Origin of the sequence: Paenibacillus sp. FSL H7-0442, from assembly GCF_038593105.1 — a bacterium.
GTDB lineage: Bacteria > Bacillota > Bacilli > Paenibacillales > Paenibacillaceae > Paenibacillus > Paenibacillus polymyxa_D.
This window is the reverse complement of record NZ_CP151963.1, coordinates 4,286,718-4,312,500: the sequence shown is the minus strand read 5'-3', so window position 1 is coordinate 4,312,500 and position 25,783 is coordinate 4,286,718. Positions and strand designations below refer to the sequence as shown.

Here is a 25,783-nt window from a genome sequence, read left to right as displayed (position 1 = left end):
CGGAAGGGGAGTGAAATAGATCCTGAAACCGTGTGCTTACAAGAAGTCAGAGCCCTATTTATGGGTGATGGCGTGCCTTTTGTAGAATGAACCGGCGAGTTACGTTCCCGTGCAAGGTTAAGGTGAAGAGCTGAAGCCGCAGCGAAAGCGAGTCTGAATAGGGCGAATGAGTACGTGGACGTAGACCCGAAACCGGGTGATCTACCCCTGTCCAGGGTGAAGGTGCGGTAACACGCACTGGAGGCCCGAACCCACGCATGTTGAAAAATGCGGGGATGAGGTGGGGGTAGCGGAGAAATTCCAATCGAACCCGGAGATAGCTGGTTCTCCCCGAAATAGCTTTAGGGCTAGCCTCGGAAAGAAGAATCGTGGAGGTAGAGCACTGATTGGGTGCGGGGCCCGCAAGGGTTACCAAGCTCAGTCAAACTCCGAATGCCATAGATTTAGTTCCGGGAGTCAGACAGTGAGTGCTAAGATCCATTGTCGAAAGGGAAACAGCCCAGACCATCAGCTAAGGTCCCCAAGTGTGTGTTAAGTGGGAAAGGATGTGGAGTTGCACAGACAACCAGGATGTTGGCTTAGAAGCAGCCACCATTGAAAGAGTGCGTAATAGCTCACTGGTCGAGTGACTCTGCGCCGAAAATGTAACGGGGCTAAACACACCACCGAAGCTATGGCTTGATGCTTGCATCAGGGGTAGGGGAGCGTTGAATGCGGGTTGAAGGTGTACCGTAAGGAGCGCTGGACTGCATTCAAGTGAGAATGCCGGTATGAGTAACGAAAAGATCTGTGAGAATCAGATCCGCCGAAAGCCTAAGGGTTCCTGAGGAAGGTTCGTCCGCTCAGGGTAAGTCGGGACCTAAGGCGAGGCCGATAGGCGTAGTCGAAGGACAACAGGTCGAAATTCCTGTACCACCGTAATCCGTTATGAGCGATGGGGTGACGCAGTAGGGTAGTGACGCGGACGGATGGATGTCCGTCTAAGCAGTGAGGCTGGTGTGTAGGCAAATCCGCACATCGTAAGGCTGGGCTGTGATGGGGAGCGAAAATTATAGTAGCGAAGGTCATGATCTCAGACTGCCAAGAAAAGCCTCTAGCCAGGAGAAGGTGCCCGTACCGCAAACCGACACAGGTAGGCGAGAAGAGAATTCTAAGGCGCGCGGAAGAACTCTCGTTAAGGAACTCGGCAAAATGACCCCGTAACTTCGGGAGAAGGGGTGCCTCGGTAGGGTGAATAGCCCGAGGGGGCCGCAGTGAAAAGGCCCAAGCGACTGTTTAGCAAAAACACAGGTCTGTGCGAAGCCGCAAGGCGAAGTATACGGGCTGACGCCTGCCCGGTGCTGGAAGGTTAAGGGGAGTGGTAAGCTCGCAAGAGCGAAGCTATGAACCGAAGCCCCAGTAAACGGCGGCCGTAACTATAACGGTCCTAAGGTAGCGAAATTCCTTGTCAGGTAAATTCTGACCCGCACGAATGGCGTAACGACTTGGGCGCTGTCTCAACGAGAGATCCGGTGAAATTTTAATACCTGTGAAGATGCAGGTTACCCGCGACAAGACGGAAAGACCCCATGGAGCTTTACTGCAGCTTGATATTGAATTTGGGTACGATCTGTACAGGATAGGTGGGAGCCGTCGAACTTTGAGCGCCAGCTTGAAGGGAGGCATCCTTGGGATACCACCCTGATCGTATCTAGGTTCTAACTTGGTACCGTAATCCGGTGCGAGGACAGTGTCAGGTGGGCAGTTTGACTGGGGCGGTCGCCTCCTAAAGAGTAACGGAGGCGCCCCAAGGTTCCCTCAGAATGGTTGGAAATCATTCGAAGAGTGCAAAGGCAGAAGGGAGCTTGACTGCGAGACCTACAAGTCGAGCAGGGACGAAAGTCGGGCTTAGTGATCCGGTGGTACCGCATGGAAGGGCCATCGCTCAACGGATAAAAGCTACCCTGGGGATAACAGGCTTATCTCCCCCAAGAGTCCACATCGACGGGGAGGTTTGGCACCTCGATGTCGGCTCATCGCATCCTGGGGCTGAAGTAGGTCCCAAGGGTTGGGCTGTTCGCCCATTAAAGCGGTACGCGAGCTGGGTTCAGAACGTCGTGAGACAGTTCGGTCCCTATCTGTCGTGGGCGTAGGAAATTTGAGAGGAGCTGTCCTTAGTACGAGAGGACCGGGATGGACGTACCGCTGGTGTACCAGTTGTTCCGCCAGGAGCACCGCTGGGTAGCTATGTACGGAAGGGATAAGCGCTGAAAGCATCTAAGCGTGAAGCCCCCCTCAAGATGAGATTTCCCAGTATGTAAGACCCCTTGAAGACGACGAGGTAGATAGGTTGGGGGTGGAAGTGCAGTAATGCATGGAGCTGACCAATACTAATCGGTCGAGGGCTTATCCTAAGATAAGACGCAATGAGTTTCGGATCCAGTTTTCAGGGTGTAACCTTGAAGGTATGTACAAGTGACATACAACAAGCGCATGGCTATTCATTCACACGATAAGTGATGAACTGAATAGCCGTACGGAAGAATTTGCGTAGCAAATTCATGTTTGGTGGCGATAGCGGAGGGGTTCCACACGTACCCATCCCGAACACGACCGTTAAGCCCTCCAGCGCCGATGGTACTTGGACCGCAGGGTCCTGGGAGAGTAGGACGTCGCCAAGCAGAGCTTTATGATTATTATTCCCTGATAGCTCAGTTGGTAGAGCACTCGACTGTTAATCGAGTTGTCACAGGTTCGAGTCCTGTTCGGGGAGCCATATGGAGAGGTGTCCGAGTTGGCCGAAGGAGCACGATTGGAAATCGTGTAGGCGCCAAAAGCGTCTCGAGGGTTCGAATCCCTCTCTCTCCGCCATAATTATTTTATTGTATGGCCCGTTGGTCAAGGGGTTAAGACACCTCCCTTTCACGGAGGTAACAGGGGTTCGAATCCCCTACGGGTCATAAGTAGTATGGAGGCTTAGCTCAGCTGGGAGAGCATCTGCCTTACAAGCAGAGGGTCGGGGGTTCGAGCCCCTCAGCCTCCACCATTTATTTAAATAGCAGTCCCTAATATTATCGCGGGGTGGAGCAGTTCGGTAGCTCGTCGGGCTCATAACCCGAAGGTCGCAGGTTCAAATCCTGCCCCCGCAACCAATTAACTTTTGAATGTAAACTGCTATGGAACTGTGGTGTAGAGGCCTAACATGCCTGCCTGTCACGCAGGAGATCGCGGGTTCGAATCCCGTCAGTTCCGCCATTTTCACAAAGTTATGTTACCCTGTTGGGAGCCATTAGCTCAGTTGGTAGAGCACCTGACTTTTAATCAGGGTGTCGAAGGTTCGAGTCCTTCATGGCTCACCATTCATGCACTTATATGTCATGGATATAATGATATTGCGGACGTGGCTCAGCGGTAGAGCATCGCCTTGCCAAGGCGAGGGTCGCGGGTTCGATTCCCGTCGTCCGCTCCATATTTGCGCCCTTAGCTCAGCTGGATAGAGCGTTTGACTACGAATCAAAAGGCCGGGAGTTCGAATCTCTCAGGGCGCGCCATTAACTTCATAAGCCGGTGTGGCGGAATTGGCAGACGCGCGCGACTCAAAATCGTGAGGGAAACCGTGGAGGTTCGAGTCCTCTCACCGGCATGTATTTCGGGATGTAGCTCAGCTTGGTAGAGCACCTGGTTTGGGACCAGGGGGTCGCATGTTCAAATCGTGTCATCCCGATTCAAAAGGAAAGTCGCTGGAAGCAGCGGCTTTTTTGTTATATTAATTATCTTTTTGTATAAATCAGTAATCGCCAGGTCACACTAACACAAAAAGTGGGACGGAAGGGATTACTGTGAAGCGATTAAGTTGGAAAAAACAGATGAAACGGCGCTGGAAACAGTGGAGAAGAACAGTGTGGGCCTGTAGCATTTTGGGCGCGGCTTGTTTGCTGGCAGGGTTGGGTATTCTGTTATCGAATTATATGCAGGCTATGTTGTCACAGCCACTCGCTACTACCGTCATGGCAGAGGAGGGCATGGAGGAGGCTTCACATCTGGGTCCAACTGAAGATCACTCCTCACATATGCAACTATTACAAAGTATTCGTGCTTCCGGTATAAGCAGGAAGACCCGTCTGTTAACCACCTACGTATGTGGTACGGAAACACTTTCCTTGGGAACGCTAAGTTCACAGCAGCTAGAGACCTTACTGAAGCAACATCCCGATTGGAAGGGACGACTTAATACCAAAGGAGAGGTGTGGCTGGAACGCAGGGTGGAAGACTTGTCAGAGTCATGCAAAGAGCGTGGATACATGGGTTTGAGCACTGACGGCCAGCTTACATTGTATGAAGGGCTGCCTAAAAGAGAAAAAGTAATCCGCACTTTTTTTCAATTGGATGTGGGTTCCATGGAGACGGCCTTGCCAGAAGGGGTGTATAAACAACTTCAGCAGGGAATCCGTGTACAGGATATAAATGAGTATAACAGTGTAATTTCCACTTTTAGTGACTTTGCCGTGGAGCGAACACAGAGGGTATTAAAACAGCACTATTGATTACAACTGCGAGACGTTAGGCTTTGCCCATGAGGTAAGGCTTGAAGCGTCTCTTTTTATGTTTTTACTCATGTTTAAATTTTTTCCTCTATTAGATACAAAGTTTTGTTATAATGAAAAGAACGACACATATGTTCGCTTTATATGGTATTTGACCGTGAGTATATTCAGGATAACGCTGGCTATTGATTAGTTACGCCATGATTGAGCGATAGGGGAGAGATTTTTTTGCGTTTTCTAGGAATTGATCCGGGTATTGCTATTGTGGGCTTCGGGTTTGTAGACAAGATTGGCAGTAAAGTGGTGCCTGTGCAGTATGGCTGCATCCAGACGGAGGCTCATACACCGGAAGAAGAAAGGCTGCTTCATGTGTATGAAGGCATGTTGCAATTAATAGATAAATATAAGCCTGATGCGGTAGCACTGGAAAAGCTCTTTTTTAATCGCAACGTTACAACCGCTATGTCTGTAAGTCAGGCACGTGGGGTGCTGGTGCTGGCTGCAAAACAACGTAATTTGCCTATAGGTGAATACACGCCGATGCAGGTAAAGCAGGCTATTGTAGGGTATGGTAAGGCTGAGAAGAAACAGGTACAAGAAATGGTTAGAATGTTTCTAAAGCTTCAAACTGTGCCGAAACCGGACGATGTAGCGGATGCTTTGGCGGTGGCTATTTGTCATGCGCACTCCTATGGACTAAATTCAAAATTAAATGAGGTATTGCGAAAATGATAGATTTCTTGCGTGGTTCTGTGGCCCATTTGGAAAATGAATATGTCGTTTTAGATGTACAGGGTGTAGGGTACCGGGTATTTTGTCCGAATCCTTACGCGTTCGCCAAAACTGAAGGTTCAGTGGTTATTTATATTCACCATCATGTAAGGGAAGATGCTATTTTACTGTTCGGTTTTGCGACCCGTGAGGAGCAGCAGCTATTCCGTAAACTGATTGATGTATCTGGTATTGGACCGCGTGTTGCGCTTGGTATTTTAGGAGGCGGTACGCCTGCTCATGTGGTAACGGCGATTTATCAGGAGAATATCACATTTCTCACCAAGTTACCGGGGATCGGTAAAAAGACGGCACAACGTATGATTCTGGATTTGAAAGACAAGCTGGACGGTATTGGCTCGTTAGGGATGGCAACCGGATTGTTTGCTGAGCCTGTCGTAGAAGAAGGCGAAGGTTCATATTGGGGCGAGGCCCGTGAGGCGCTCAAGGCCCTCGGTTATACTGATACTGAGTTGGATAAGGTATGGAGCAGAATGAAGAAAGATGCAAAACCTGATGAATCTGCCGATATTTTGATGAAGCGGGCTTTGCAACTGTTGTTTGCCGGATAGGACGCGGATGTCCGTTAACAAGTGTCTGGTGAAAAGAGGAGCGATGGAATATGGATGACCGGATTATTTCCGCCAATTTGATGATGGAAGACCAGACGGCGGAGCTAAGCCTTCGCCCCCGTTATCTAAATGAATATATCGGGCAAAATCAGGTTAAGGAAAATCTGAAAGTATATATTGAAGCGGCCAAAATGCGTAAAGAAGCGTTGGACCATGTACTGTTGTACGGACCGCCTGGGTTGGGTAAAACAACTCTTGCTAACATTATTGCCAATGAGTTGGGGGTTAATCTGCGTACGACTTCAGGTCCTGCAATTGAAAGACCGGGAGATTTGGCAGCATTGCTGACCAATCTTCAAGAGGGTGATGTTTTGTTCATTGATGAGATTCATCGCCTTCATCGTACGGTGGAAGAAGTCATGTATCCGGCGATGGAGGATTTTGCGCTGGATATTATGATTGGTAAAGGCCCGAGTGCACGCTCAGTCCGTCTGGATTTGCCACCCTTTACACTTATAGGGGCCACTACGCGCGCTGGGCTGCTCTCTGCGCCATTGCGTGATCGGTTTGGTGTTATTAGTCGATTAGAGTTTTATACGACAGACGAGCTGGCTTACATTGTGTCCAGGAACGCGGATATTATGGAGATTGAAATTGTCGGGGATGCGGCGGAGGAAATCGCATTGCGTTCACGGGGGACACCGCGTATTGCCAACCGACTATTAAAAAGGGTGCGTGATTTTGCCCAGGTTGCCGGAGACGGAATTATCCATTCTGAGTTGGCTGCAGAGGCACTAAAGAGACTTCAAATAGATCCTCTCGGGCTGGATGAAATTGATCATAAAATGCTTAAGGCCATGATTCATTCATTCCGGGGCGGACCTGTAGGATTGGACACAATTGCTGCAACCATTGGTGAAGAGAGTCAGACTATTGAGGACGTGTATGAACCCTATTTGTTACAAATTGGTCTTTTACAAAGAACACCTCGGGGACGAACAGTGACTCCGGCGGCATATGCCCACCTTGGAATCCCCATGCCAACGGATCCACGGTGATTAGGAAACATGATGCACTTTTTAAAAAAATTATTGCATGGTTACATGCAGTATGGTGAATACGATATCGGCTGACGGATGACTGAGGGAATGAGAGTATAAGTAAGATTTTGGCGGGTTTATATTTTGGTTTATTCCGCCGATGTATTTAAAGGGACAGACAAGGATCGAGAGCCCGATAAATTACGCAAATATAAGTGCTAGGCAGCTAGATTGGGGGAGCCAGAAATGAGTGGAAAAGCATTTAACCGAGAAAGTATTTTCGGTGCATGGATGGGCCGGGCCAAACGAGCAGCAGCGATTATGGTATTAGCTACAGTGTGCATACCTTGGTCTTCGGGCGTTCACGCTGCCGCCGCCCAAGAGGATATTCGTGTAGTGATTTTTGCGGATCTAGGCAGCAAATATAAAGCGACAGTCCCCGCTGTAACCTTGAAATCATCAGGAGGTCTGAGTGTTGGACAGAACAGTGGAGGCAGCTTTCAAACTTGGATGGGACTGCCAGATAGTACAGCTCGTTTTAGTGTAGACAGCTATCGGGTGAAGGTACTTGAAGGAAATGAAGCAGCGGCGATAAAAGCGGCACAAGCCCTGCAAAAGACTAATGATAAACCTACGGTTTTTATCGGTTCAAAAAATGGTAGCTCTGTGTATCAAGTGTACGCGGGAATATATGCTAGTGAACAGTCTGCGCAGGCTGCTGTACAGCGGATTTCCTCGGCAACCGGAGCGCAGGCCGAGGTGAAGGGAAACAAGCATTGGTCCACTGGAAGCTACGGAAGCGAGCAGGAAGCTAATCTCGTTCGAACGACAATTGCTGCGGCGGGCTTTGATGCTTTTACTGTGATTCAATCAAGAGGTCAGTATGCCGTGTGGGTTGGAGAAGAAAGTAATGACAGCAAGCTGTTGGCTTTGAAAACTGAGCTGGAGAGCAAGCAGCCGAGACTCACGTTGTCTAAAGTTAATGCTACTCAAGCCGGCCTCATTATAAGACAGGAAGCAGGAGTCACGACCGGCTCGCAGGTGATGTCTCATTACATGCTAAGTGGTTCTGATAATAGCAAGATAATTGTCAACGGCGGTAATAATGGAGTACAAGTGATGGAAAGATCACAGCGTACATATCGCGGCGAGATGGAGATTGGCATGACGTCAGGCCAGCTGGCGCTTGTGAACGAAGTTCCTTTGGAGCAGTATTTGTATTCCGTGGTAGGAGCAGAGGTCTATTCCTCATGGCCAGATGAAGCGCTCAAGGCTCAAGCGGTAGCGGCTCGTAGCTATGCGCTTGCCCAAGGCAATCGGTTTCAGATCGGCAATGTGGTAGATGGCACGTTAAGCCAGGCTTACAACGGGAAGAGCTCGGAACATGCCAACGTCAATAAGGCTGTAGATGCAACGGCTGGTGAAGTCATTAAAAGTGGCGGTAAAGTGGTCGAAGCTGTATTTTCATCTAATGCGGGCGGTGTGACAGCAGATGCCTCTGAGGTGTGGAACAGTGGTGGCGAAGCCTTTGCTAGCGTAGACAGCTCGGGGGATACTTCGGCGCAAAAAGGAGCACAGGAGTGGTATCATGTACTTCTCTCCAGTGGCAAGACAGGGTATATTCGTGAGGATAATGCTAAGGAACTGGAGGGTGTCACAGAAGCGGGGTTAGACAAAATCACCGTCACTGCGGAAAATACAAATGTGCGTCCTATTCCCCAAATTCAATCGACGGTTACACCAATAGCCAAGGCGCAGCCGGGCGAAGAGATCATTGTATTAGAAAAGGTGCCTCAGTCCGGAGACTATGCATGGGTGCGGGGGCCCTTTACGTCAGCTCAGCTTGCTAAATCCCTGCAAGGGAAAGTAACGGGCACAGTGCCTTCCTCTATTAATCACCTCGATGTCACCAAACGTGGTCCATCAGGGCGAGTGTTGGAGGTTGAAGCGAACGGAACCCCTTTGAAAGTGAAATATCCGGATATGTTTCGCTCAGCAATGGGCGGCCTCCCGAGCACACTGTTTGATATTGCGAGTACCGGAAGTTATACTGTATTAGGCGCTGATGGGGCTACTTCTCATGTAAGTGGTACACAAGGCACTCAAATCCTGTCCGCATCTGGCAGCAGTACTTCAAGTGGTAACGGGGTGATCGTCATGAATGAAGATCGTCATGCACGAGTCATTGACAAAACACAAAGCTTTATTTTTACAGGTAAAGGAAATGGTCATGGTTTGGGCTTATCCCAATGGGGTGCCAATGGTTTGGCCGAGCAGGGGTATGATTACAAGAAAATTTTGCAACACTATTATAAAAATGTGGATATAGTTAAGGACTGACCAATATATGAACGTAAACGACTACGATTTTGAACTGCCTGAAACATTAATTGCACAGACGCCTTTGCTTGATCGGAGCGCTTCCAGATTACTGACATTAAACAAAAATAACGGTGAAGTGGGCCATCATACGTTTTCGGATATTGTGCAGTATCTCCAACCAGGGGATACGTTGGTATTAAACGATACGAGAGTGATTCCTGCACGCTTGTTTGGCATCAAGGAAGACACGGGAGCTAAGGCTGAGGTTTTGTTGCTTAAGCAACTGCAAGGGGACCGATGGGAAGCATTGGTGAAACCTGGTAAAAAGCTGAAAAAGGGTGCTGTTATCGTTTTCGGTGATGAGCTGAAAGCAGTAATTGAGGAAGAAGGAGATATGGGCGGAAGGGTACTGTCATTTTCATATGACGGTATTTTCCAGGAGATATTGGACCGCTTGGGCCAAATGCCGCTTCCGCCGTATATCAAGGAACAACTGGATGACCGCGAGCGCTATCAGACCGTTTATGCTCGGCATGAAGGTTCGGCTGCGGCTCCAACGGCAGGGCTGCACTTTACAGAAGAATTGCTGGACCAGATTAAAAAGAAGGGCGTTACCGTTGCCTTTATCACACTTCATGTTGGCTTAGGGACGTTCAGACCGATGTCTGTGGATACGATTGAAGAGCACGTAATGCATGAAGAATACTATTCATTGTCACAGGAAACAGCCGATGTACTCAATGAAACCAAGGCGCGCGGTGGGAGAATCGTGGCAGTGGGAACAACCAGTTGCCGAACGCTGGAGACGGTGGGCAATACATTCGCAGATGGAGTGCTGCAGGCCAGCAGTGGCTGGACACAGATTTTTATTTATCCAGGCTATGAATTCCGTGTGGTGGATGCGATGATTACGAATTTTCATTTGCCTAAATCTACCTTGGTTATGCTGGTTAGTGCACTGGCGGGCAGGGAGAATATTATGCATGCTTACCAGGAGGCGATTGACCGACAATATCGGTTTTTCAGCTTCGGGGACGCAATGTTCATTTATTAATTAAGGATGGTAGAGAAAATATGGCACCAGCAATAAGATACGAACATATTAAAACCTGCAAGCAATCGGGAGCTCGTCTCGGGCGTGTACACACACCTCACGGAGTTATTGAGACACCAACTTTTATGCCTGTGGGAACTCAAGCAACTGTTAAAACGATGAGTCCTGAGGAACTGAAAGCGATGGATGCTCAAATTATTTTGAGTAACACGTACCATTTGTTTCTTCGTCCCGGCCACGATATTATTCGTGAAGCGGGTGGACTGCACAAGTTTATGAATTGGGATCGCCCTATTTTAACAGACAGCGGCGGATTCCAGGTGTTTTCTTTGAGTGAAATGCGTAAAATTTCAGAGGAGGGTGTACATTTTCGCTCTCATTTAAATGGAGATAAGAAGTTTCTTTCACCAGAAGTGGCGATGGAAATTCAAAACTCGCTTGGCTCAGATATTATGATGGCCTTCGATGAATGCCCGCCATTTCCGGCTGAATATGAGTATGTGAAAAAGTCACTGGAACGTACCAGCCGTTGGGCTGAGCGTTGTTTAGAGGCACACGCGCGTCCTCATGATCAAGGGCTGTTTGCCATTGTTCAGGGAGGCATGCATGAAGATCTGCGCAAGCAAAGCGCTGCGGATTTGACTTCCATGGATTTCCCGGGGTATGCTATTGGTGGACTGAGCGTAGGTGAACCGAAACATTTGATGTATGAAGTGCTCGATTATACGGTTCCTCTGCTTCCCACCAACAAGCCACGTTATTTGATGGGCGTGGGTTCGCCTGATGCTTTGATTGAAGGCTCTATCCGTGGTGTGGATATGTTCGATTGTGTACTTCCAACCCGAATTGCTCGCAACGGGACAACGATGACCAGCCAAGGTCGTCTTGTCGTTCGCAATGCCCAATATGCAAGTGATTTTGGCCCGCTCGATCCTGCTTGTGATTGTTATACCTGTCGCAATTATTCACGTGCTTACTTGCGACATTTGATTAAAGCGGATGAAACCTTCGGGCTCCGACTGACAACGTATCATAACTTGCATTTCTTAATACAATTGATGCGTAATGTCAGACAAGCGATTATGGATGACAGGCTGCTTGATTTCCGAGATGAATTTTTTGAGCAGTACGGTCTTCATGATAATGATAAAGGATTTTAAGTTTTAGGGAGAGTATACGAAAGGGGGATTTAACATGTTTCATTTTGCTACAGCCGCTGCTACACCCGGTGGAACTGGCGGACTTTTTCAAATGATCTGGCCACTGGCTCTGATGTTTGTAATCTTCTATTTCTTGCTGATTCGCCCGAATCAGAAAAAACAAAAGCAACGTCAAACGATGCTTCAAGCTTTGAAAAAGGGAGATAAAGTCATTACAATCGGAGGTCTTCACGGTACAATTATGGAGATTACGGATGATGTAGTAGTTTTGCGTGTGAATGATGTCACGAAGCTGACCTTTGACCGCAGTGCAATCAGCAACGCGATTGCAAAAGACACGGCATCTGAGGAAGTTGTTTCCAAATCGTAAAATGCTGGTGACCGTTATACAAAAACCGAGCCTTTGAGGAGGCTCGGTTTTTTGTGTTGTTTTATTACATGGGTACAAACATTTTGATTACTTGTTGAGATTAATGCCAAACATCCCACCACCTGCGCCTATGACAAACGCGAAACCTAAGTGTAACAGGTCCTTGCCGACCATGCCCGCATCCAATGCCAGAAAACCGACCAGCAGAACGATTAGTCCATACAGGATACCTGTAATACCGCCTTGATACCAGCCTTTGTTTGCTGATCTTTTACCGGCGACGAAGCCACCAGATAGCATGGCGAATGCATGGACGATGTACGTATACAATGATAAGTCCTGTTCCTGCATCTGTGTCAGCCACAAGAGTAGTGAAAGAATCAATGCGCCAAGCAGCATCCATGCAAAAGCATAGAATAAGCCGGATAAAATAGGATGGGCCAGACGAAACGAACACCAGCGGCGAATGAGCTCCATTGATAATTCCTCCTGTACCAAGGTTTGAACTATTATCATTCTATGGCCAAGCCTCACGGCTTAGTACCAAGTCGCAAGCAGTCTTTCTCTTTATTTCAATAATTTAGCCTTTTGTTTTTTGTATGAGCCAAGTGAGGAACGGTCAGAATACGTGTACAATGAACGACTCATGTCTTATTGCAAGTACAGGGGAGGAGGCGAACATATTGAGTCACGATATTTTTGCTCATATTTTTCGGACGCTGCTCATGTATTTTATTGTATATCTGGTGATGCGCTTGATGGGTAAAAGGGAGATCGGTAAATTGTCTGTTTTCGATCTCGTCATATCCATTATGATTGCAGAAATTGCTGTATTCAGTCTGGAGGACATAAAACGTCCACTTTACGAAGGATTGATTCCTTTAGGAGTGCTGTTAATTTTGCAAATTGGGATTTCCTATTTCAGTCTGAAAAGTCGGCGACTGCGCTTACTATTTGATGGTAGGCCCAGTGTATTGTACTCTAATGGACAATTAAACAAGGACGAAATGGTGAAACAACGTTACAATTTGGATGACTTGCTGTTACAACTTCGTGAACAAAATATAGAAAGTCTGGACGAAGTTGAATATGTTATTTTGGAAACGACAGGTAAGCTAACGGTTATAGGTAAGGATGATAACGTCGGAGTGGAACACGAAAAAATGAAGCAGGAATTAAACGGAACAGATTTGGCAAACAAAGAGCTACAGGTGGATAAAGTCCATCCTTCTCCACAAATCGGTGGAAAGTTTAGATATGAGGGACTGCCTATTCCATTAATCATGGATGGTAAGGTGCTGGATCGAAATTTGGAACGAATGGATATGAACCGGTTTTGGCTTAAAAATCAAATTCAAGCGAAGGGACACAAAGATTTTAAGGATGTTTTTTTATGCTCGGTTAACCATAGAGGTGATGTGTACATTACACCACCGGCCTATGGAAAATCTTCGGATTAGATTTCTTATGCTTTAAACCATCTTCTCAGGATTGGAATGCGTGTAAGGTTGTCCCAATCAATCATTTTGATCAAGGTCATCAGGAAAAGGTACAGAATAATTCCCAAGCCTGCGGCAAAAATAAATTGGAGCCACATTTGGTCGAACATCGTTAAATGTCTGTAGGTATATAACACTGCTGCTGCCATGATGATCATGCCTATCCCGGTCTTCCAGAAATCGAGCAAACGTACGCGGAAGCGAAGTAGCCTGCTGACACTGAAGCCATGAAGGAGAGTAACAATGGCACTGTTAATACAAATGGCGATGACAGCTCCGTAGATACCGTACTGAGGTTGGGATGCAAGCCAGACGATCAGCACAATTTTGATAACGGCTCCGATAAAGGTATTTAATAAGGCACTTCCAGGACGGTCTAACGCCTGAAGTGCTGCCTGAAGCGGGGCCTGAATGTACATAAAAAGAGCAAAAGGTGCCATGAGCTTAAGCATTCCTGCAATATCGCCATTATTGTAGAGTAGCAGACACAGAGGTTCCGCCAATACATACATGATCACGGCAAATGGGGCTCCTGCAACCAAAGCGAGCCGAAGCGATTGATGTAGACGTTTGTGAATGGCTATAATATGCCCCTTAGCCGCTGCTTCGGATAACGAAGGAACGAGTGAAACAGCTAATGAACTGGTCAGAACCCCAGGTAGTAATAACACAGGAATGACCATGCCCTGCATGGCTCCATATTGTGCGGTTGCCACGCCAGTTGCAATGCCTGCTACGGCAAGGCTGCGCATGCACAAGATAGATTCGAGCAAATAGGATAAGGAACCGACAAGCCTTCCAGCAGTCACGGGAACGGATATAGACATAAGACGTGACAAAACAGATGATTGCTCGGGATAAACCTCAGAGGAGGGGCCAGGCGAATTCGGCTGAAGGATGCGATCTTTTCGCTGGTTACACACGTATTGCCATAGAAGCACAATCATGCCAATGAATTCGCCCGCCAGAGCACCGAGCATGGCACCTGCAGCAGCGTAGGCTACCCCATGGGGAAGTAACAAGTAAGCAAACCAAATGACACAAAAAATGCGCATAACGGTCTCGGCAATCGAGGAACTAGCGGAAGGAATCATATTTTGCTTTCCCTGAAAATAGCCCCTATAAGCTGAAGAAACAGCTACAATGACAATCATTGGGCTCATGCTCACGAATGTATAATACACGCGGCTGTCGGTCAGAAGATGGCTTGTGATCCAAGGCGCGAACACAAGACAGAGAACCATGGCGATCAGACTGAGTGTAATGGTTAAGCGCAGGCTGGTGTGCAAAATACGCCGCGACATTTCGGGCTGTCCCGCCGTTTCGGCTTCGGCTACTAGCTTGGCTACCGCAAGAGGGATTCCCCCTGTAATAAGCGTCACCAGAACGATAAAAAAGGGATACCCCTGTTGGTACAAGCCAACTCCTTCGGGGCCGATGATACGCGGGAGTGCGATTCGGGGAATAAAACCTAGTATCCGGTTGATAATTCCTGCTGCCAATAAAATAATTGCTCCATGGATGAATGTCTGCTTTTTCAATCGCAACTCCCTCTTCCCCAAAATGTAATTCTGCGTCTATACATTACTTTAGAAGATATGCTGGACCTGTCCATCTTCATGACAAGCTTTTCCGTTCAGAAACAAAGTGATTTAGACAACAAGAGGGAGAGTGGTGAATTCTGCTATTGACGAGCGAAATGATTGCATATATTGTTGATTTAAGGCTATTTTCAACGAGAAGAAGGGTTTTCCAGGATCAGGACAGAAATGTTCTACAAAGCAGTCAATAACCCCGCTAATTGCTGATCTGCGGAACCGGTAGTCGCTGGGAGGAGGAACGGCCATCGTGGGTATGGAAGAGGTGGATGAGCAGGATTGGGATGACGCAATTCAGATGCTTTGTCAAAGTAAGGCGGACGAGTTGATTCTCGTAGGCTATGAGCATGTCACAAGTAAGGACGTGTGGAATTGCGTCAGCCATAAATATGAAAAGGAGGGTATTCCTCCGCTGCACAAGCTCGTTAACGATATACTTTCCCTTAAAGCGACGAGCTTTATGAACTATTTGACTATGTCCGCATTACGGGGCTCCACTTTCGAATAGAAGGGGGTCTTTTTTTGCGTTCAAATTGACTGCTTTTTGAGGGGTAGCTATAATAGGAATATTGAGAATGAAAGGGGAACATGGGACGGAATGAAGAGAATTCTAAGTTTCATCGTGGTCGTGCTCATAACTACTGGTGTTATGATCGGGACAAGCCCGGGCCTACTGAACAGTTTAAAATTAGGCCTCGATTTAAAGGGAGGCTTTGAAATTTTATATGAAGCCCAGCCTTTGGAAGCCGGGCAGAGTGTAACCAGACAGTCTCTTATACAAACAGCTCAAAGTCTGGAGAGACGGATTAATGCGCTCGGTACGACTGAGCCGGAAGTAACAACAGAGGGGAGCAACCGTATTCGCGTGCGGCTTGCTGGTGTCACTAATGAGGCAGAAGTTCGCTCCATGCTGAAAAAGCCTGCAGAATTAACGTTTCGCAGTGCAACGGCAGCAGATGCTAAGAAGCCAGGTCAATACAGCAAAATTGAGCTCCGCGGTAATGATTTTGTGGAGAATGGCGCTGTTGTAGGCTATGATCAGCTGAATCAACCTGAGATTAGTATCAAAGTCAAGGACAAAGCTAAATTTGCAGAAATCACAAAGCGGCTTCTGAATAAAGAATTAGCTATTTTCCTTGATCAGGAATTGCTGTCTGCACCCACAGTGCGTGGGGAATTAACGGACGGTAGCGCGTCAATCACAGGTAGCTACACTCGTGATGAAGCGAATAAACTGGCGGATACGATTAATCTGGGTGCCCTTCCGCTCAAACTGACGGAAAAATATTCTCAGAGTGTAGGTGCTACGCTGGGTCAATTGTCACTGGATCAGACGATTCGTGCTGGATTGATCGGCTCGATCATTATTCTGGTATTTATGATTGCAATGTTCCGTGTACCGGGATTAGTGGCCAGTTTCTGTCTCATCGTTCATACCTGGGTAGTGCTTGCGATTTTCTACTTGGGTGGATTTGTACTCACACTCCCAGGTATCGCCGCCTTTGTGCTCGGGATCGGGATGGCGGTCGATGCCAACATCATTACGTATGAACGGATTAAAGAAGAAATCAAGTCAGGCAAAACGATTCGTTCTTCTGTCATTGCAGGTAGTAAGGCTTCGTTCCGTACCGTTATGGATGCCAATGTTACGACAATTATAGCGGCAGCGGTTATGTTTGGTCTGGGAACAGGCTCCGTTCGAGGATTCGCTTTGGTGCTCATCGTTGATATTGTCACCAGTATTTTGACGAATATCTTCTTCTCCCGCTTCTTACTCAATCTGCTGGTTAAAGCGGATGCTGTGAAGAAGGCCAAGTATTTTGGTGTGAAGGAGAGTGATATCAGTGCGCTTTAATTGGAACTTGAAATATATTAAGATGAGCAAGTGGTTTTACACGTTCTCGATTATTATCACACTGCTTGGTATTCTAAGCTTGTCAATATTCGGCTTGAATTACGGGGTAGACTTTCGTTCCGGTTCCAATGTGGATGTCAATTTGACTAAGGTTGTTACACAGGAACAGATCCAAACTTTGCTGGACAAGCAGAAAATCGGTAAAGAGGTAGATTATACACCGGGGAAAGAGCGTTTCGGCATTCGCTTCTCACAGGTGTTGACGGATCAGCAAGTGAATGATTTTAAGATTTCTTTTAATAAACAGCTGGATCCGAAGGCTTCGTTTGAGGTCAATACAGTGGATACGGAAATGGCACAAGAACTGGAGCAGAATGCAATATGGGCGATTTTGCTAGCATGTGTAGCCATAGCGGTCTATATTTCGATCCGGTTTGAATGGCGGTTTGCCATTGCAGCCATCGTTTCGTTGTTGCATGATGCCTTCCTCGTTATCAGTATTTTCTCGCTTTTCCGGCTTGAGGTGGATTTGACCTTTATTACGGCAATTCTGACGATTGTTGGTTTCTCCATTAATGACACCGTCGTTATTTTTGACCGTATTCGGGAAAATCTACGATTTGCGAAGAAGAAGTCCAGGGACGACTTAGAGCAGGTAGTTGATCACAGTATTGCGCAGACAATGACTCGGTCACTTGCAACCGTGTTTACGGTGTTTATTGCCTCCGTATGTTTGTTCATATTTGGCGGCGAATCGATCCGTATGTTCTCACTTGCAATGGTCATTGGTTTGTTGTTTGGTGCTTATTCCTCCATTTTCATTGCCAGCCCGCTGTGGGTGGCATTGAAAGGAAAACAAAAATCTCCGACAGCTGGCGGGGGCGCGGCCAAAACTGCAAAGTCTTAAGTTACGCAAATACCAGTAGTATAAATTAAAGAGAAAGCCGCGTCTGCTTGGGCGCGGTTTTCTAAGGTTTTAAGATTTACCTTAAGTAAGGCTCAGTAGTGGCACTTAAATGTGAATGGTTTTTGATTTTGAGAAATTCGGTTATTTTAGATTGAGCTTTATTGGGAAAGGGTTAGTTCAGGATTGAGGGGGAAACGTTGTGAATAGCGAACGCAGCCGATCATTGGAAACTGCGGCGTTGAGCGGGATTGTAGGTAATCTCGCGCTGGCTGTTCTAAAGGGAGCCGTCGGTTATGCGGCAAACAGCAAGGCGTTGTTGGGAGATGCACTGCACACGGCTGCAGATAGTGCTTCCCGTTTGCAGGAGCTTCTGTGTTCCAAGGGTGCTACAGGGCACGGAATGCTGGCACGGTTGCGAAACGGTGAAAAGGTTCGAACGGTCATATCTGTGGTACTGGCTATTTTAGTGCTGATGAGCGGTCTTCAGCTAGCTATCTCGGCTGTTCGTTCATTAAGCAGTTCGGAACCGCAGGCACCCGGTCTGTATGCATTAATTACCGTATTTATTGCGTTGGTATTGAGAGAAGCGCTATTTCAGTTTCAATATCGCTACTCGATTAAACATGGTCATAAAGAGGAAGCAGATCGGTACGCAAACCATGAACGTTACTCGCTGTATGCATCGTTGATTGCATTGATTGGCATGATCGGCGCAATGACTGGCGAAGCAATGGAATGGCCTGCATTATTATATCTTGATCCAACCGCAGCTTTGCTCGTAGCCTGTCTGGTGCTGCGTAAAGGATATTTGATGGTAATGAATACCGCTTACCAGGTTCCTGCGCAGCCCTTGCAGGAGGAAGACTCCCGACGCTTTATGGAGACGATTCAACGGGTGTATGGTATTGTAACGGTTGAACACTTACATGCCCAGGAAACAGGGCATTTCATAACAGTGGATGTAACGATAAGTGTGAACCCGCGGATTACGGTACAGGAAGCGCAGGAAATCGCCGATCGAGCCAAAAATTTACTGTTAGCCCGTTTTCCACAGGTGACCCATGTACAAATGCAGTTCATTTCTTATCAAGCCGGATATCCATACAAATCCAATCATGAACTGCCAGATAATGATGTGTCGTCGTTGCTTCAATAGGGCAGGACGACTATGAAAGAAAGGTGAATAGGATTGCTTCATTCGCAGTACAGATGGAAGACCCCAGAGGCTAACCTGGAAGCGGCTCAGCTGTTGACAGGGGAACTGGGGATTTCACCATTGTTGTCCCGGCTTTTAGTGAACCGGGGCGTCACTACCGCCGGGGAAGCAAACCGCTTTTTGTACGGAAGTGTGGACGATGTACACGACCCTTTTTTGCTTCTTGGTATGGAAGAGGCTGTGCCGAGAATTCGTCAGGCTCTGGAACGTGGCGAGCATATATTAATCTATGGAGATTATGATGCGGACGGCGTATCCAGTACATCATTGATGATTCAGCTCATGCGTTTTCTAAAGGCTTCCTATGATATTTATATTCCTCATCGTTCTAACGAGGGATATGGTCTGCATAACCATGCCCTTGATTGGGCACATCAGCAGGGAGTTACACTGGTCATTACGGTAGATACGGGAATTAGTGCAGTAGAGCAAATTGCTTATGCAACTTCCTTGGGGATAGACGTTATTGTGACGGACCATCATGAGCCGCCTGCAGTACTTCCCGAGGCATATACTTTGATTAATCCGAAGCTCCCCGGTTGCCCATACCCATTTAAAGGTCTTGCAGGTGTTGGTGTTGCCCTGAAGCTCGCTCAGGCGCTGTTGGGTGAAGTGCCGGAGGAATGGTTTGAAATCGTCGCTATCGGCACGGTAGCCGATCTGATGCCACTACATGGTGAAAATCGGACGATGGTACGCAGAGGGATTCAATCCATGAGAAACTCTGCTTTTCCGGGGATTCGTGCGTTGCTCCATGTAGCGGGCGTAGATATATCTACAGTGACTTCAGTCAACATCGCATTTGCCTTGGCTCCGCGGATTAATGCCAGCGGGCGCCTGGATCATGCGGGACGAGCCGTTTCTCTGCTGACGACAGAAAAAGAGGAAGAAGCAGACCAACTTGCGCATGCGCTGGACCTGCTCAATCGTGAGCGTCAACAGGTGGTCGAACGTATTGTGGAGCAAGCCGAGCAACAATTGGCATCCAAACTGAACGGAGGCAAGCTACCGTCAGTTATTGTATTGGCTGGTGAAGGCTGGAATGTCGGCGTTGTCGGAATTGTGGCATCCAAGCTGTTGGATCGCTATTATCGACCGACCATTATTCTGGGTATAGATGCTGAGACAGGTATGTGCAAAGGTTCCGCCCGTTCTATTCCTGCATTGGATATTTACAGTGCTCTTACGGACAGCCATGAGCTTATGGAGCATTTTGGTGGTCATCCTTCGGCAGCGGGTATGACGCTGTCCTGTGATAATCTGGAATTGTTTGAAGAGCAGCTGAACCGCTATGCGGGTTCCATTTTGACACCAGACGATCTCATTCCTGTAGCTGAGGCTGATATGGTCTGTCGTTTGGACGAGGTATCTTTGCAAGTGGTTGAAGAACTGGAGTTGCTTCAGCCTTTTGGTATGGGGAATCCATCTCCACGATTCGTATTACAGGGTCTGCAATTGCGTGAGGCTCGTAAAATGGGACGTGAGAAAAATCATGTGAAGCTCCTGCTGGAGCAGAACGGTTTATCGCTGGACGCGATTGCCTTCCGTCGTGGCGATTTGGCTGATTTTTTACAGCAAGAAACGGAGATAGATCTGCTGGGTGAATTGTCAATTAACGAATGGAACGGTAAAAGGTCTCTCCAGCTCATGATGCAGGACATTCGAGTGCAGGCGCCGCAAATTTTTGATTATCGTGGAGTGTCGGACCCTTTTGCCGAATTAGAGCGGGGACTCAAGATCTTTCATCCACGCATAGAGGAAAGAAAGAAAGACGTTGCGGTGTTGGTCCACCCGTCATCTAGGCTTCGTACATCTAGCTCCGTGGACACTGAATCCTTATGGTTATACGATAAAGATGGCAGCGTTATTTCCAGTGATGGTCAAAGAGATGCACAGCACTCTGTGAAGTCGCTGTTCGTACTGGAGCCGCCGGATACACCGGATCAGTTCCAGGCATTATGGTCTACCTTTGAAAATGTAGAAAACGTATTTCTCCTTCATTCAGTCAGTGAACGTGGCGGTCGACTCGTAAGCCCAGACAGAGAGCTGTTCAAGCGCATTTACGTTGTGCTTTCCCGATTGGGAACACAGCCTATTGATGAAAAGGCAATGCTGCCTGCTCTTAGTCGACAGTGTTCCTGTTCAGTACGCATGTTATCCAAAGTATTGGACATCTTCGAAGAGCTTGAGTTTATGACGCGTACAGATGGTCAATTCCGTTTTGTATCCAATCCGCCCAAGCGGGATTTAACTGCTTCTCCGCGCTATCAGGAATTATATAATATGGCTGAAATGGAGCGGTATTTGCTGGATGCGGACACCACCCAGATGACGAGCTGGATTATGTCTCTTATGAAGGGTGCGTCTTGAGATACTATTTCGTAATTTATGTTGTAAAATGTATATACTAATTTGAAGTTTACAGTAGGAGGAACTAAGTTGGACTACAAAGAATATATTCGGGTGATTTCCGATTTTCCACAACCAGGGATTAGTTTTAAAGACATTACAACCCTAATGAAAAATGGTGAACTGTACCGCAAGGCTATCAACGATATGAAGGAATTGGTATCGGATTTAAAAATTGATTTGATTGCAGGTCCAGAAGCACGTGGATTCGTTATCGGTGCGCCTCTGGCTTATGCGCTTGGCGTTGGTTTTATTCCCATCCGTAAAAGTGGCAAGCTCCCTGGAGAAACCATTGAGGAAGCATACGGTTTGGAGTATGGTAAAGATACGCTGGCGATGCATAAGGATGCTATAGAGCCAGGCCAAAATGTTTTGATTGCTGATGACCTGCTTGCTACAGGTGGAACTATTGCTACATCCGTAAACTTGGTACGCCAGCTTGGTGGCAATGTGGCAGGGGCTGCTTTTCTTATCGAGCTGTCTGATCTAAACGGTCGGGCGAAGCTGCCTGACGTAGATGTATTCACCCTGATTACGTATTAAGTATTTCGAAACCTGGGTTTCCCGGGAAATAATTATGTATGGATTGCCTAAATAGTCCGATGGAACATCTCTTTATCTAAAGAGTTGCTCCATCGGGCTATTTTGTTTAGAAGCGTTTTAGGTGTGACTTTGTTTGACTGGTGCAAATTACCACTGTTTTTATTGGGAATAGTTATAAAAAATTTAAAATAAATGTCGATAAATAATTAAAAAGGAGCAGAGGTGGTCATATTGGGTTTATTTCGATTTAAGAGTTTACAGGCACGGACATTTTCTACCTTGATTCCGCTTGTACTTATAACGCTGATTTTAATCAGCTTTTTGTCTTATTTTTTTGCCAAGCAGAAGCTAGATACGGAAATAAGCCAAAATGCTGCTCATTCCTTATCGAGGGTTAAAGCAGATATTGCAGCTAACGTAGATCGTCATGCTTTACTTGTTTCGATGCTGACTAAGAGTGCGGAACAACTGGGAACAGGAATGAACATTGAGGGTTATGGACGATTCTTTGAACAAGAGCTGGCATTAAATGATATGACCTATGGGTTAGGGATTTATTTTGCTAAAGGTGCGTATGATCCGGGAGTGACTTACCGTTCCATATATGTGCATAGAGATGGCCAGCTAGTGAAGCAAACGATTGAATATGATGATCCACAATATGACTACTTAACACAGCCATGGTATACAGAAGCCGTGGAACGTGGTAAGGAAATAAATTTTACGGAGCCTTTTTACGATAGCAGACTGAAAGTCAATATGATTACTGCAGGGAAAGCATTTTATGACAGGGAAGGGAAGCTGTTAGGTGTCATTACTGGCGACCTGAATATGACAAACATTCAAACGTTTATTGAAAAAATGAAGTTTGGTGCTAACGGTAGTGCGATCTTGATGGATAAGAATGGAGCCATTTTGTCATCCGGTCTTCCGTCCTTAAAAGCAGGCGAGCCGTTAACAAAAACGATGAATGCGGAAGCAGCACAATCTATTCAAAGTGGTACGTCCGGACAACTATCCGTACCCATTGATAGTGAGGACTACCGGATAATGTACGAAACACTCCCACAAACCGGATGGAAAATCGGCGTATTACTGCCAGAATCCGATTTGAACCGCTCTGCGAACGAAATGCTTAAACTTCTTCTTATTGTTAGTGTTATAGGCATCTTGCTAATTATGGGAGCGTTATTAATTAACAATTCAGGTATGATCAAAGAGATTAAAAAAATTATGCAGATAACCAATCGTATGGCTCATGGGGATTACAGCGTTGAACTAACACAACAACGTAAGGATGAATTTGGCCAAATGGCTGACGGGATCAATAAGGTGATTGCGGCAACCAGAGGAATGGCATCACGTTTGAGCGAAGAGTCAGATGTTATCTCAGGCGTATCTATAAAAATTTCCCAAGAGATTTCTGGGGCTACTAAAGATGCGCAGCATAATGCAGGAGAACTGGCACAGGTGAAGGAAGGAGCCGAGCTTCAATTGGTCGCAGCAGCAGAGAGTGCGACTGCGATGGAAGAAATGGCTGTTGGCATACAGCGTATTGCTGAATCTATCCAGCATGTATCCGAGGCTACCACTGAGATTGAACATAAGGCACAACAAGGAAATGAACGGTTGACCGTGGTCAACCAAGGAATGCATAAAGCGAAAATATCTATGGATGAGGCAGGCAGGGTAGTAAGCTCATTGAATGAGCGGTCCGCCCAAATTGGCAGCATAATTGGAATGATTCAGGAAATTAGTGGGCAGACCAAGTTGCTATCACTGAATGCTTCCATTGAAGCCGCACGTGCAGGGGAGCATGGCCGAGGGTTCGCTGTGGTGGCTTCAGAAATCGGCAAGCTGGCTGTAAACGTGAGCGAGTCTGCGGAACAAATTACGAGTCGAATCCGATCCATGCAGGAAGAAACCAAATTAGCTTTGGAAGGAATGCAGCAGGGTGCTCTGGAGATGGATGAAGGAGTATCTATTTTACTTGAGGTGGAAGAACGTTTTATTGCGATGAATCAAGATATTCAGCAGGTGGCGATAGAAGTGCAGGAGGTTTCATCTGCCTCAGAAGAAATGTCGGCAGGTTCAGAGGAAGTTGCAGCCTCTATTGGATATCTTGCAGACATTGCGAAAGCTTCAGCTAAACGTACAGAGCAAGCCTCGGAACGATCCGAACGGCAGCTTAAGGATCTGGAAGGTATGGACAGCTCTGTCAAGACACTTACAGGTGTCTCTGATACGCTTAATCAGGTCGTATCTCGCTTTCGTGTGTGATATCTTTAGAAAAAAAGGCCGTGCATAAAAAAACGCCGCTCCATTGAGATATGGATCTTTACACGCTTGTCTATACAGCCTGAGCGTGTTGATCCATAACTAACATGGAGCGGCCTTTTAAAGTTGAAAAAAAGATATCAATCTGGTGTTTTCTCGGTTAAAGGTTCCTGTGATTTATCGTTGGACCAGCCGAGCACGTCAATCAGCTTGAAGAACAAGCTGAGGATGATGCCGATGATTGTAGCCAATGCCATACCTTTCAAGGTTACAGCGCCCCAAGTGAGCGTAGTACCACTGATTCCGACAACAAGCACGATGGTCGCAAGCAGCATGTTAGTTGGCTTGGCGAAATCAACCTTTTGCTCAACGAAGATTCTTAGACCGGAGGCAGCAATGACACCGAATAATAGTAAGGATACGCCACCCATAACTGGAGCTGGAATATTAGAAACAATCGCTGAGAACGTGCCTGAAAAGGACAGCAGGATGGCAATGATAGCCGCTCCGCCAATAACCCATACAGAGTACACTTTAGTTAATGCCATGACACCAATATTTTCACCATAAGTCGTATTAGGCGTAGAACCGACAAAACCCGAAATGACGGTGGAAATACCGTTACCCAGCAGAGAGCGGTGGAGACCAGGATCTTTGGACAACTCACGCCCGACAATGTTGCTAGTCACAAGTAAGTGACCAATATGCTCTACGATGACGACCAGAGCAACAGGAAGAATCGTCAGCATAGCAGAGGTATTAAAAACTGGAGTGGTAATTGCAGGATGTCCGAAAAAAGGAGCGTCTGCGATGGCCTGTGTATTGACCATGCCCATAAAATAAGCAAGCACATAGCCCACTACGATACCGATCAGAATATGGATGATTTTGGCAAACCCGCGAAACAACACCGCACCCAGAACAGTAACCCCGAGTGTAACGAGCGAAAGAGTAATCGTTTTGGGATCTGGAGTCCATGCTTTAGTAGGATCGGCATTGATAATGCCTGCCATGCCTGCTGCAACCGGAACCAGCTCCAGACCGATTAAGGCTACGATGGAGCCCATAACAGCTGGAGGAAAAACGACGTCCAGCCAACGGGTTCCGGCATATTTGATCACCAGTGCGACGAGGCAGAAAATAATACCTGTAATGATGAAAGCACCGAGGGCCATAGCATAGCCGTTGCCGCCGGGATTGTTTTTAAGCACAAGACTGACGGGAGCGATAAAAGCGAAGCTGGAGCCGAGATAGGCGGGGATTTTGCCACGGCAGATCCAGATGTACAACAATGTGCCAATACCGTTCATTAGCAAAATCATGCCGGGATCGACGCCGAAAATATTCGGCACCAGCACGGTACTGCCAAACATGGCAAACAAATGCTGTACGCTGAGCAGGAACCCAGGTCCTGCCGGTAGCTTTTCATTAACTTGAATTTCGCGTTGCAACGCAGTTCACTCCTTAGTTCTTTCAATTATTCTTATATACATTAATTACTTTTCGTAATTTTTTCAATATAATTCGTTTCAATTCGTCAACATTCCTCATTTTACTTATCCATGTGTGACAGAATAATGCTACAATGCCAAACCTGTAATAGTTGACGTGTGACGTGCTAACCGTCATAATTGTAGGAAATCACTTTTAAAAGGGAACCTTTGCGC

Annotated in this window: 19 protein-coding genes, 11 tRNA genes and 2 rRNA genes (1 of these 32 running past the window's edge); 29 read left to right on the top strand and 3 right to left on the bottom strand. The window is 47.0% G+C overall.

Going from position 1 to position 25,783, the window contains the following annotated elements; genetic code table 11:
* From MHH57_RS18955 to yajC, 21 genes are all read left to right on the top strand, one after another.
* Positions 1-2,393, top strand: a 23S ribosomal RNA gene (locus tag MHH57_RS18955) (it extends 534 nt beyond the left edge of the window).
* Between the two features lie 150 nt (positions 2,394-2,543).
* Positions 2,544-2,660: ribosomal RNA gene (gene rrf, locus MHH57_RS18950) — 5S ribosomal RNA — on the top strand.
* Positions 2,661-2,679: 19 nt separating this feature from the next.
* A tRNA-Asn gene (locus MHH57_RS18945) sits at positions 2,680-2,755 on the top strand.
* Positions 2,756-2,758: 3 nt separating this feature from the next.
* Positions 2,759-2,850 (top strand) — tRNA-Ser (locus tag MHH57_RS18940).
* Positions 2,851-2,867: 17 nt separating this feature from the next.
* Positions 2,868-2,939: transfer RNA gene (locus MHH57_RS18935), tRNA-Glu, on the top strand.
* A 10-nt stretch (positions 2,940-2,949) separates the two neighbouring features.
* Positions 2,950-3,025 (top strand) — tRNA-Val (locus MHH57_RS18930).
* A 29-nt stretch (positions 3,026-3,054) separates the two neighbouring features.
* Positions 3,055-3,131: transfer RNA gene (locus tag MHH57_RS18925), tRNA-Met, on the top strand.
* 26 nt (positions 3,132-3,157) lie between these two features.
* Positions 3,158-3,234, top strand: a tRNA-Asp gene (locus MHH57_RS18920).
* 28 nt (positions 3,235-3,262) lie between these two features.
* Positions 3,263-3,338, top strand: a tRNA-Lys gene (locus MHH57_RS18915).
* A gap of 35 nt (positions 3,339-3,373) precedes the next feature.
* Positions 3,374-3,448: transfer RNA gene (locus MHH57_RS18910), tRNA-Gly, on the top strand.
* A 5-nt stretch (positions 3,449-3,453) separates the two neighbouring features.
* A tRNA-Arg gene (locus MHH57_RS18905) sits at positions 3,454-3,530 on the top strand.
* Between the two features lie 12 nt (positions 3,531-3,542).
* Positions 3,543-3,622, top strand: a tRNA-Leu gene (locus MHH57_RS18900).
* 7 nt (positions 3,623-3,629) lie between these two features.
* A tRNA-Pro gene (locus tag MHH57_RS18895) sits at positions 3,630-3,703 on the top strand.
* A gap of 115 nt (positions 3,704-3,818) precedes the next feature.
* Entirely contained in the window at positions 3,819-4,523 is a 705-nt protein-coding gene (locus MHH57_RS18890) for a BofC C-terminal domain-containing protein (RefSeq protein ID WP_029514796.1), read from the top strand.
* A gap of 228 nt (positions 4,524-4,751) precedes the next feature.
* Complete coding sequence (ruvC, locus tag MHH57_RS18885) at positions 4,752-5,255, top strand: crossover junction endodeoxyribonuclease RuvC (protein ID WP_029514797.1); 504 nt, start codon at positions 4,752-4,754, stop codon at positions 5,253-5,255.
* On the top strand, positions 5,252-5,866 hold the full coding sequence (gene ruvA, locus MHH57_RS18880; protein ID WP_029514798.1) for a Holliday junction branch migration protein RuvA: 615 nt from the start codon (positions 5,252-5,254) through the stop codon (positions 5,864-5,866). The genes ruvC and ruvA overlap by 4 nt, the downstream gene beginning before the upstream one ends.
* Positions 5,867-5,916: 50 nt before the next feature.
* Positions 5,917-6,924, top strand: coding sequence for a Holliday junction branch migration DNA helicase RuvB (gene ruvB, locus MHH57_RS18875; RefSeq protein ID WP_013372650.1), 1,008 nt, complete (start codon positions 5,917-5,919; stop codon positions 6,922-6,924).
* A 228-nt stretch (positions 6,925-7,152) separates the two neighbouring features.
* Positions 7,153-9,246, top strand: coding sequence for a SpoIID/LytB domain-containing protein (locus MHH57_RS18870; RefSeq protein ID WP_340956561.1), 2,094 nt, complete (start codon positions 7,153-7,155; stop codon positions 9,244-9,246).
* A gap of 7 nt (positions 9,247-9,253) precedes the next feature.
* Positions 9,254-10,282: a tRNA preQ1(34) S-adenosylmethionine ribosyltransferase-isomerase QueA gene (gene queA / locus MHH57_RS18865; protein ID WP_342434400.1), complete on the top strand. Its 1,029-nt coding sequence runs from the start codon at positions 9,254-9,256 to the stop codon at positions 10,280-10,282.
* A 20-nt stretch (positions 10,283-10,302) separates the two neighbouring features.
* Complete coding sequence (gene tgt / locus MHH57_RS18860) at positions 10,303-11,442, top strand: tRNA guanosine(34) transglycosylase Tgt (protein ID WP_039275028.1); 1,140 nt, start codon at positions 10,303-10,305, stop codon at positions 11,440-11,442.
* Positions 11,443-11,476: 34 nt separating this feature from the next.
* Entirely contained in the window at positions 11,477-11,812 is a 336-nt protein-coding gene (gene yajC, locus MHH57_RS18855; protein ID WP_029514804.1) for a preprotein translocase subunit YajC, read from the top strand.
* 87 nt (positions 11,813-11,899) lie between these two features.
* On the opposite strand, the gene MHH57_RS18850 is transcribed toward yajC, so the two are convergent.
* A complete protein-coding gene (locus MHH57_RS18850; protein ID WP_029514806.1) occupies positions 11,900-12,289 on the bottom strand; it encodes a TIGR04086 family membrane protein in 390 nt (129 codons plus the stop codon).
* Between the two features lie 206 nt (positions 12,290-12,495).
* On the opposite strand from MHH57_RS18850, the gene MHH57_RS18845 reads away from it, so the two are divergent.
* On the top strand, positions 12,496-13,272 hold the full coding sequence (locus tag MHH57_RS18845; protein WP_029514807.1) for a DUF421 domain-containing protein: 777 nt from the start codon (positions 12,496-12,498) through the stop codon (positions 13,270-13,272).
* A gap of 5 nt (positions 13,273-13,277) precedes the next feature.
* On the opposite strand, the gene spoVB is transcribed toward MHH57_RS18845, so the two are convergent.
* Positions 13,278-14,852 carry a stage V sporulation protein B gene (spoVB, locus tag MHH57_RS18840; protein WP_029514809.1) on the bottom strand — a complete coding sequence of 525 codons (1,575 nt, stop codon included), beginning with the start codon at positions 14,850-14,852 and terminating at the stop codon, positions 13,278-13,280.
* A gap of 307 nt (positions 14,853-15,159) precedes the next feature.
* Here spoVB and MHH57_RS18835 point away from each other — a divergent pair, with 307 nt between their 5' ends.
* The 7 genes from MHH57_RS18835 to MHH57_RS18805 all read left to right on the top strand — a co-directional run bounded on the left by MHH57_RS18835 (position 15,160) and on the right by MHH57_RS18805 (position 24,119).
* Positions 15,160-15,417 carry a post-transcriptional regulator gene (locus MHH57_RS18835; protein WP_342434399.1) on the top strand — a complete coding sequence of 86 codons (258 nt, stop codon included), beginning with the start codon at positions 15,160-15,162 and terminating at the stop codon, positions 15,415-15,417.
* Positions 15,418-15,507: 90 nt separating this feature from the next.
* A complete protein-coding gene (secD, locus tag MHH57_RS18830) occupies positions 15,508-16,764 on the top strand; it encodes a protein translocase subunit SecD (RefSeq protein ID WP_039275022.1) in 1,257 nt (418 codons plus the stop codon).
* Positions 16,754-17,671 (top strand): protein translocase subunit SecF, encoded by a 918-nt coding sequence (secF, locus tag MHH57_RS18825; protein ID WP_049816863.1) that lies wholly within the window; start codon positions 16,754-16,756, stop codon positions 17,669-17,671. The genes secD and secF overlap by 11 nt, the downstream gene beginning before the upstream one ends.
* 199 nt (positions 17,672-17,870) lie before the next feature.
* On the top strand, positions 17,871-18,827 hold the full coding sequence (locus MHH57_RS18820) for a cation diffusion facilitator family transporter (RefSeq protein ID WP_029514810.1): 957 nt from the start codon (positions 17,871-17,873) through the stop codon (positions 18,825-18,827).
* Positions 18,828-18,860: 33 nt separating this feature from the next.
* Positions 18,861-21,257, top strand: a complete 2,397-nt coding sequence (recJ, locus tag MHH57_RS18815; protein ID WP_342434398.1) for a single-stranded-DNA-specific exonuclease RecJ — start codon at positions 18,861-18,863, stop codon at positions 21,255-21,257.
* A gap of 69 nt (positions 21,258-21,326) precedes the next feature.
* Positions 21,327-21,839, top strand: coding sequence for an adenine phosphoribosyltransferase (locus MHH57_RS18810; protein WP_029514814.1), 513 nt, complete (start codon positions 21,327-21,329; stop codon positions 21,837-21,839).
* Between the two features lie 222 nt (positions 21,840-22,061).
* On the top strand, positions 22,062-24,119 hold the full coding sequence (locus tag MHH57_RS18805) for a methyl-accepting chemotaxis protein (RefSeq protein ID WP_318627549.1): 2,058 nt from the start codon (positions 22,062-22,064) through the stop codon (positions 24,117-24,119).
* Between the two features lie 137 nt (positions 24,120-24,256).
* Here the strand turns inward: MHH57_RS18805 and uraA are convergent, their stop codons facing one another.
* A complete protein-coding gene (gene uraA, locus MHH57_RS18800) occupies positions 24,257-25,567 on the bottom strand; it encodes a uracil permease (protein WP_318627548.1) in 1,311 nt (436 codons plus the stop codon).
* Between the last annotated feature and the right edge of the window lie 216 nt (positions 25,568-25,783).

Excerpts from the sequence above, each read along its gene's own strand:
- ruvA (WP_029514798.1), top strand. The coding sequence starts at position 5,252 with ATGATAGATTTCTTGCGTGGTTCTGTGGCCCATTTGGAAAATGAATAT.
- ruvB (WP_013372650.1), top strand. The coding sequence starts at position 5,917 with ATGGATGACCGGATTATTTCCGCCAATTTGATGATGGAAGACCAGACG.
- MHH57_RS18870 (WP_340956561.1), top strand. The coding sequence starts at position 7,153 with ATGAGTGGAAAAGCATTTAACCGAGAAAGTATTTTCGGTGCATGGATG.
- queA (WP_342434400.1), top strand. The coding sequence starts at position 9,254 with ATGAACGTAAACGACTACGATTTTGAACTGCCTGAAACATTAATTGCA.
- tgt (WP_039275028.1), top strand. The coding sequence starts at position 10,303 with ATGGCACCAGCAATAAGATACGAACATATTAAAACCTGCAAGCAATCG.
- yajC (WP_029514804.1), top strand. The coding sequence starts at position 11,477 with ATGTTTCATTTTGCTACAGCCGCTGCTACACCCGGTGGAACTGGCGGA.
- MHH57_RS18850 (WP_029514806.1), bottom strand. The coding sequence starts at position 12,289 with ATGGAGCTCATTCGCCGCTGGTGTTCGTTTCGTCTGGCCCATCCTATT.
- secD (WP_039275022.1), top strand. The coding sequence starts at position 15,508 with ATGAAGAGAATTCTAAGTTTCATCGTGGTCGTGCTCATAACTACTGGT.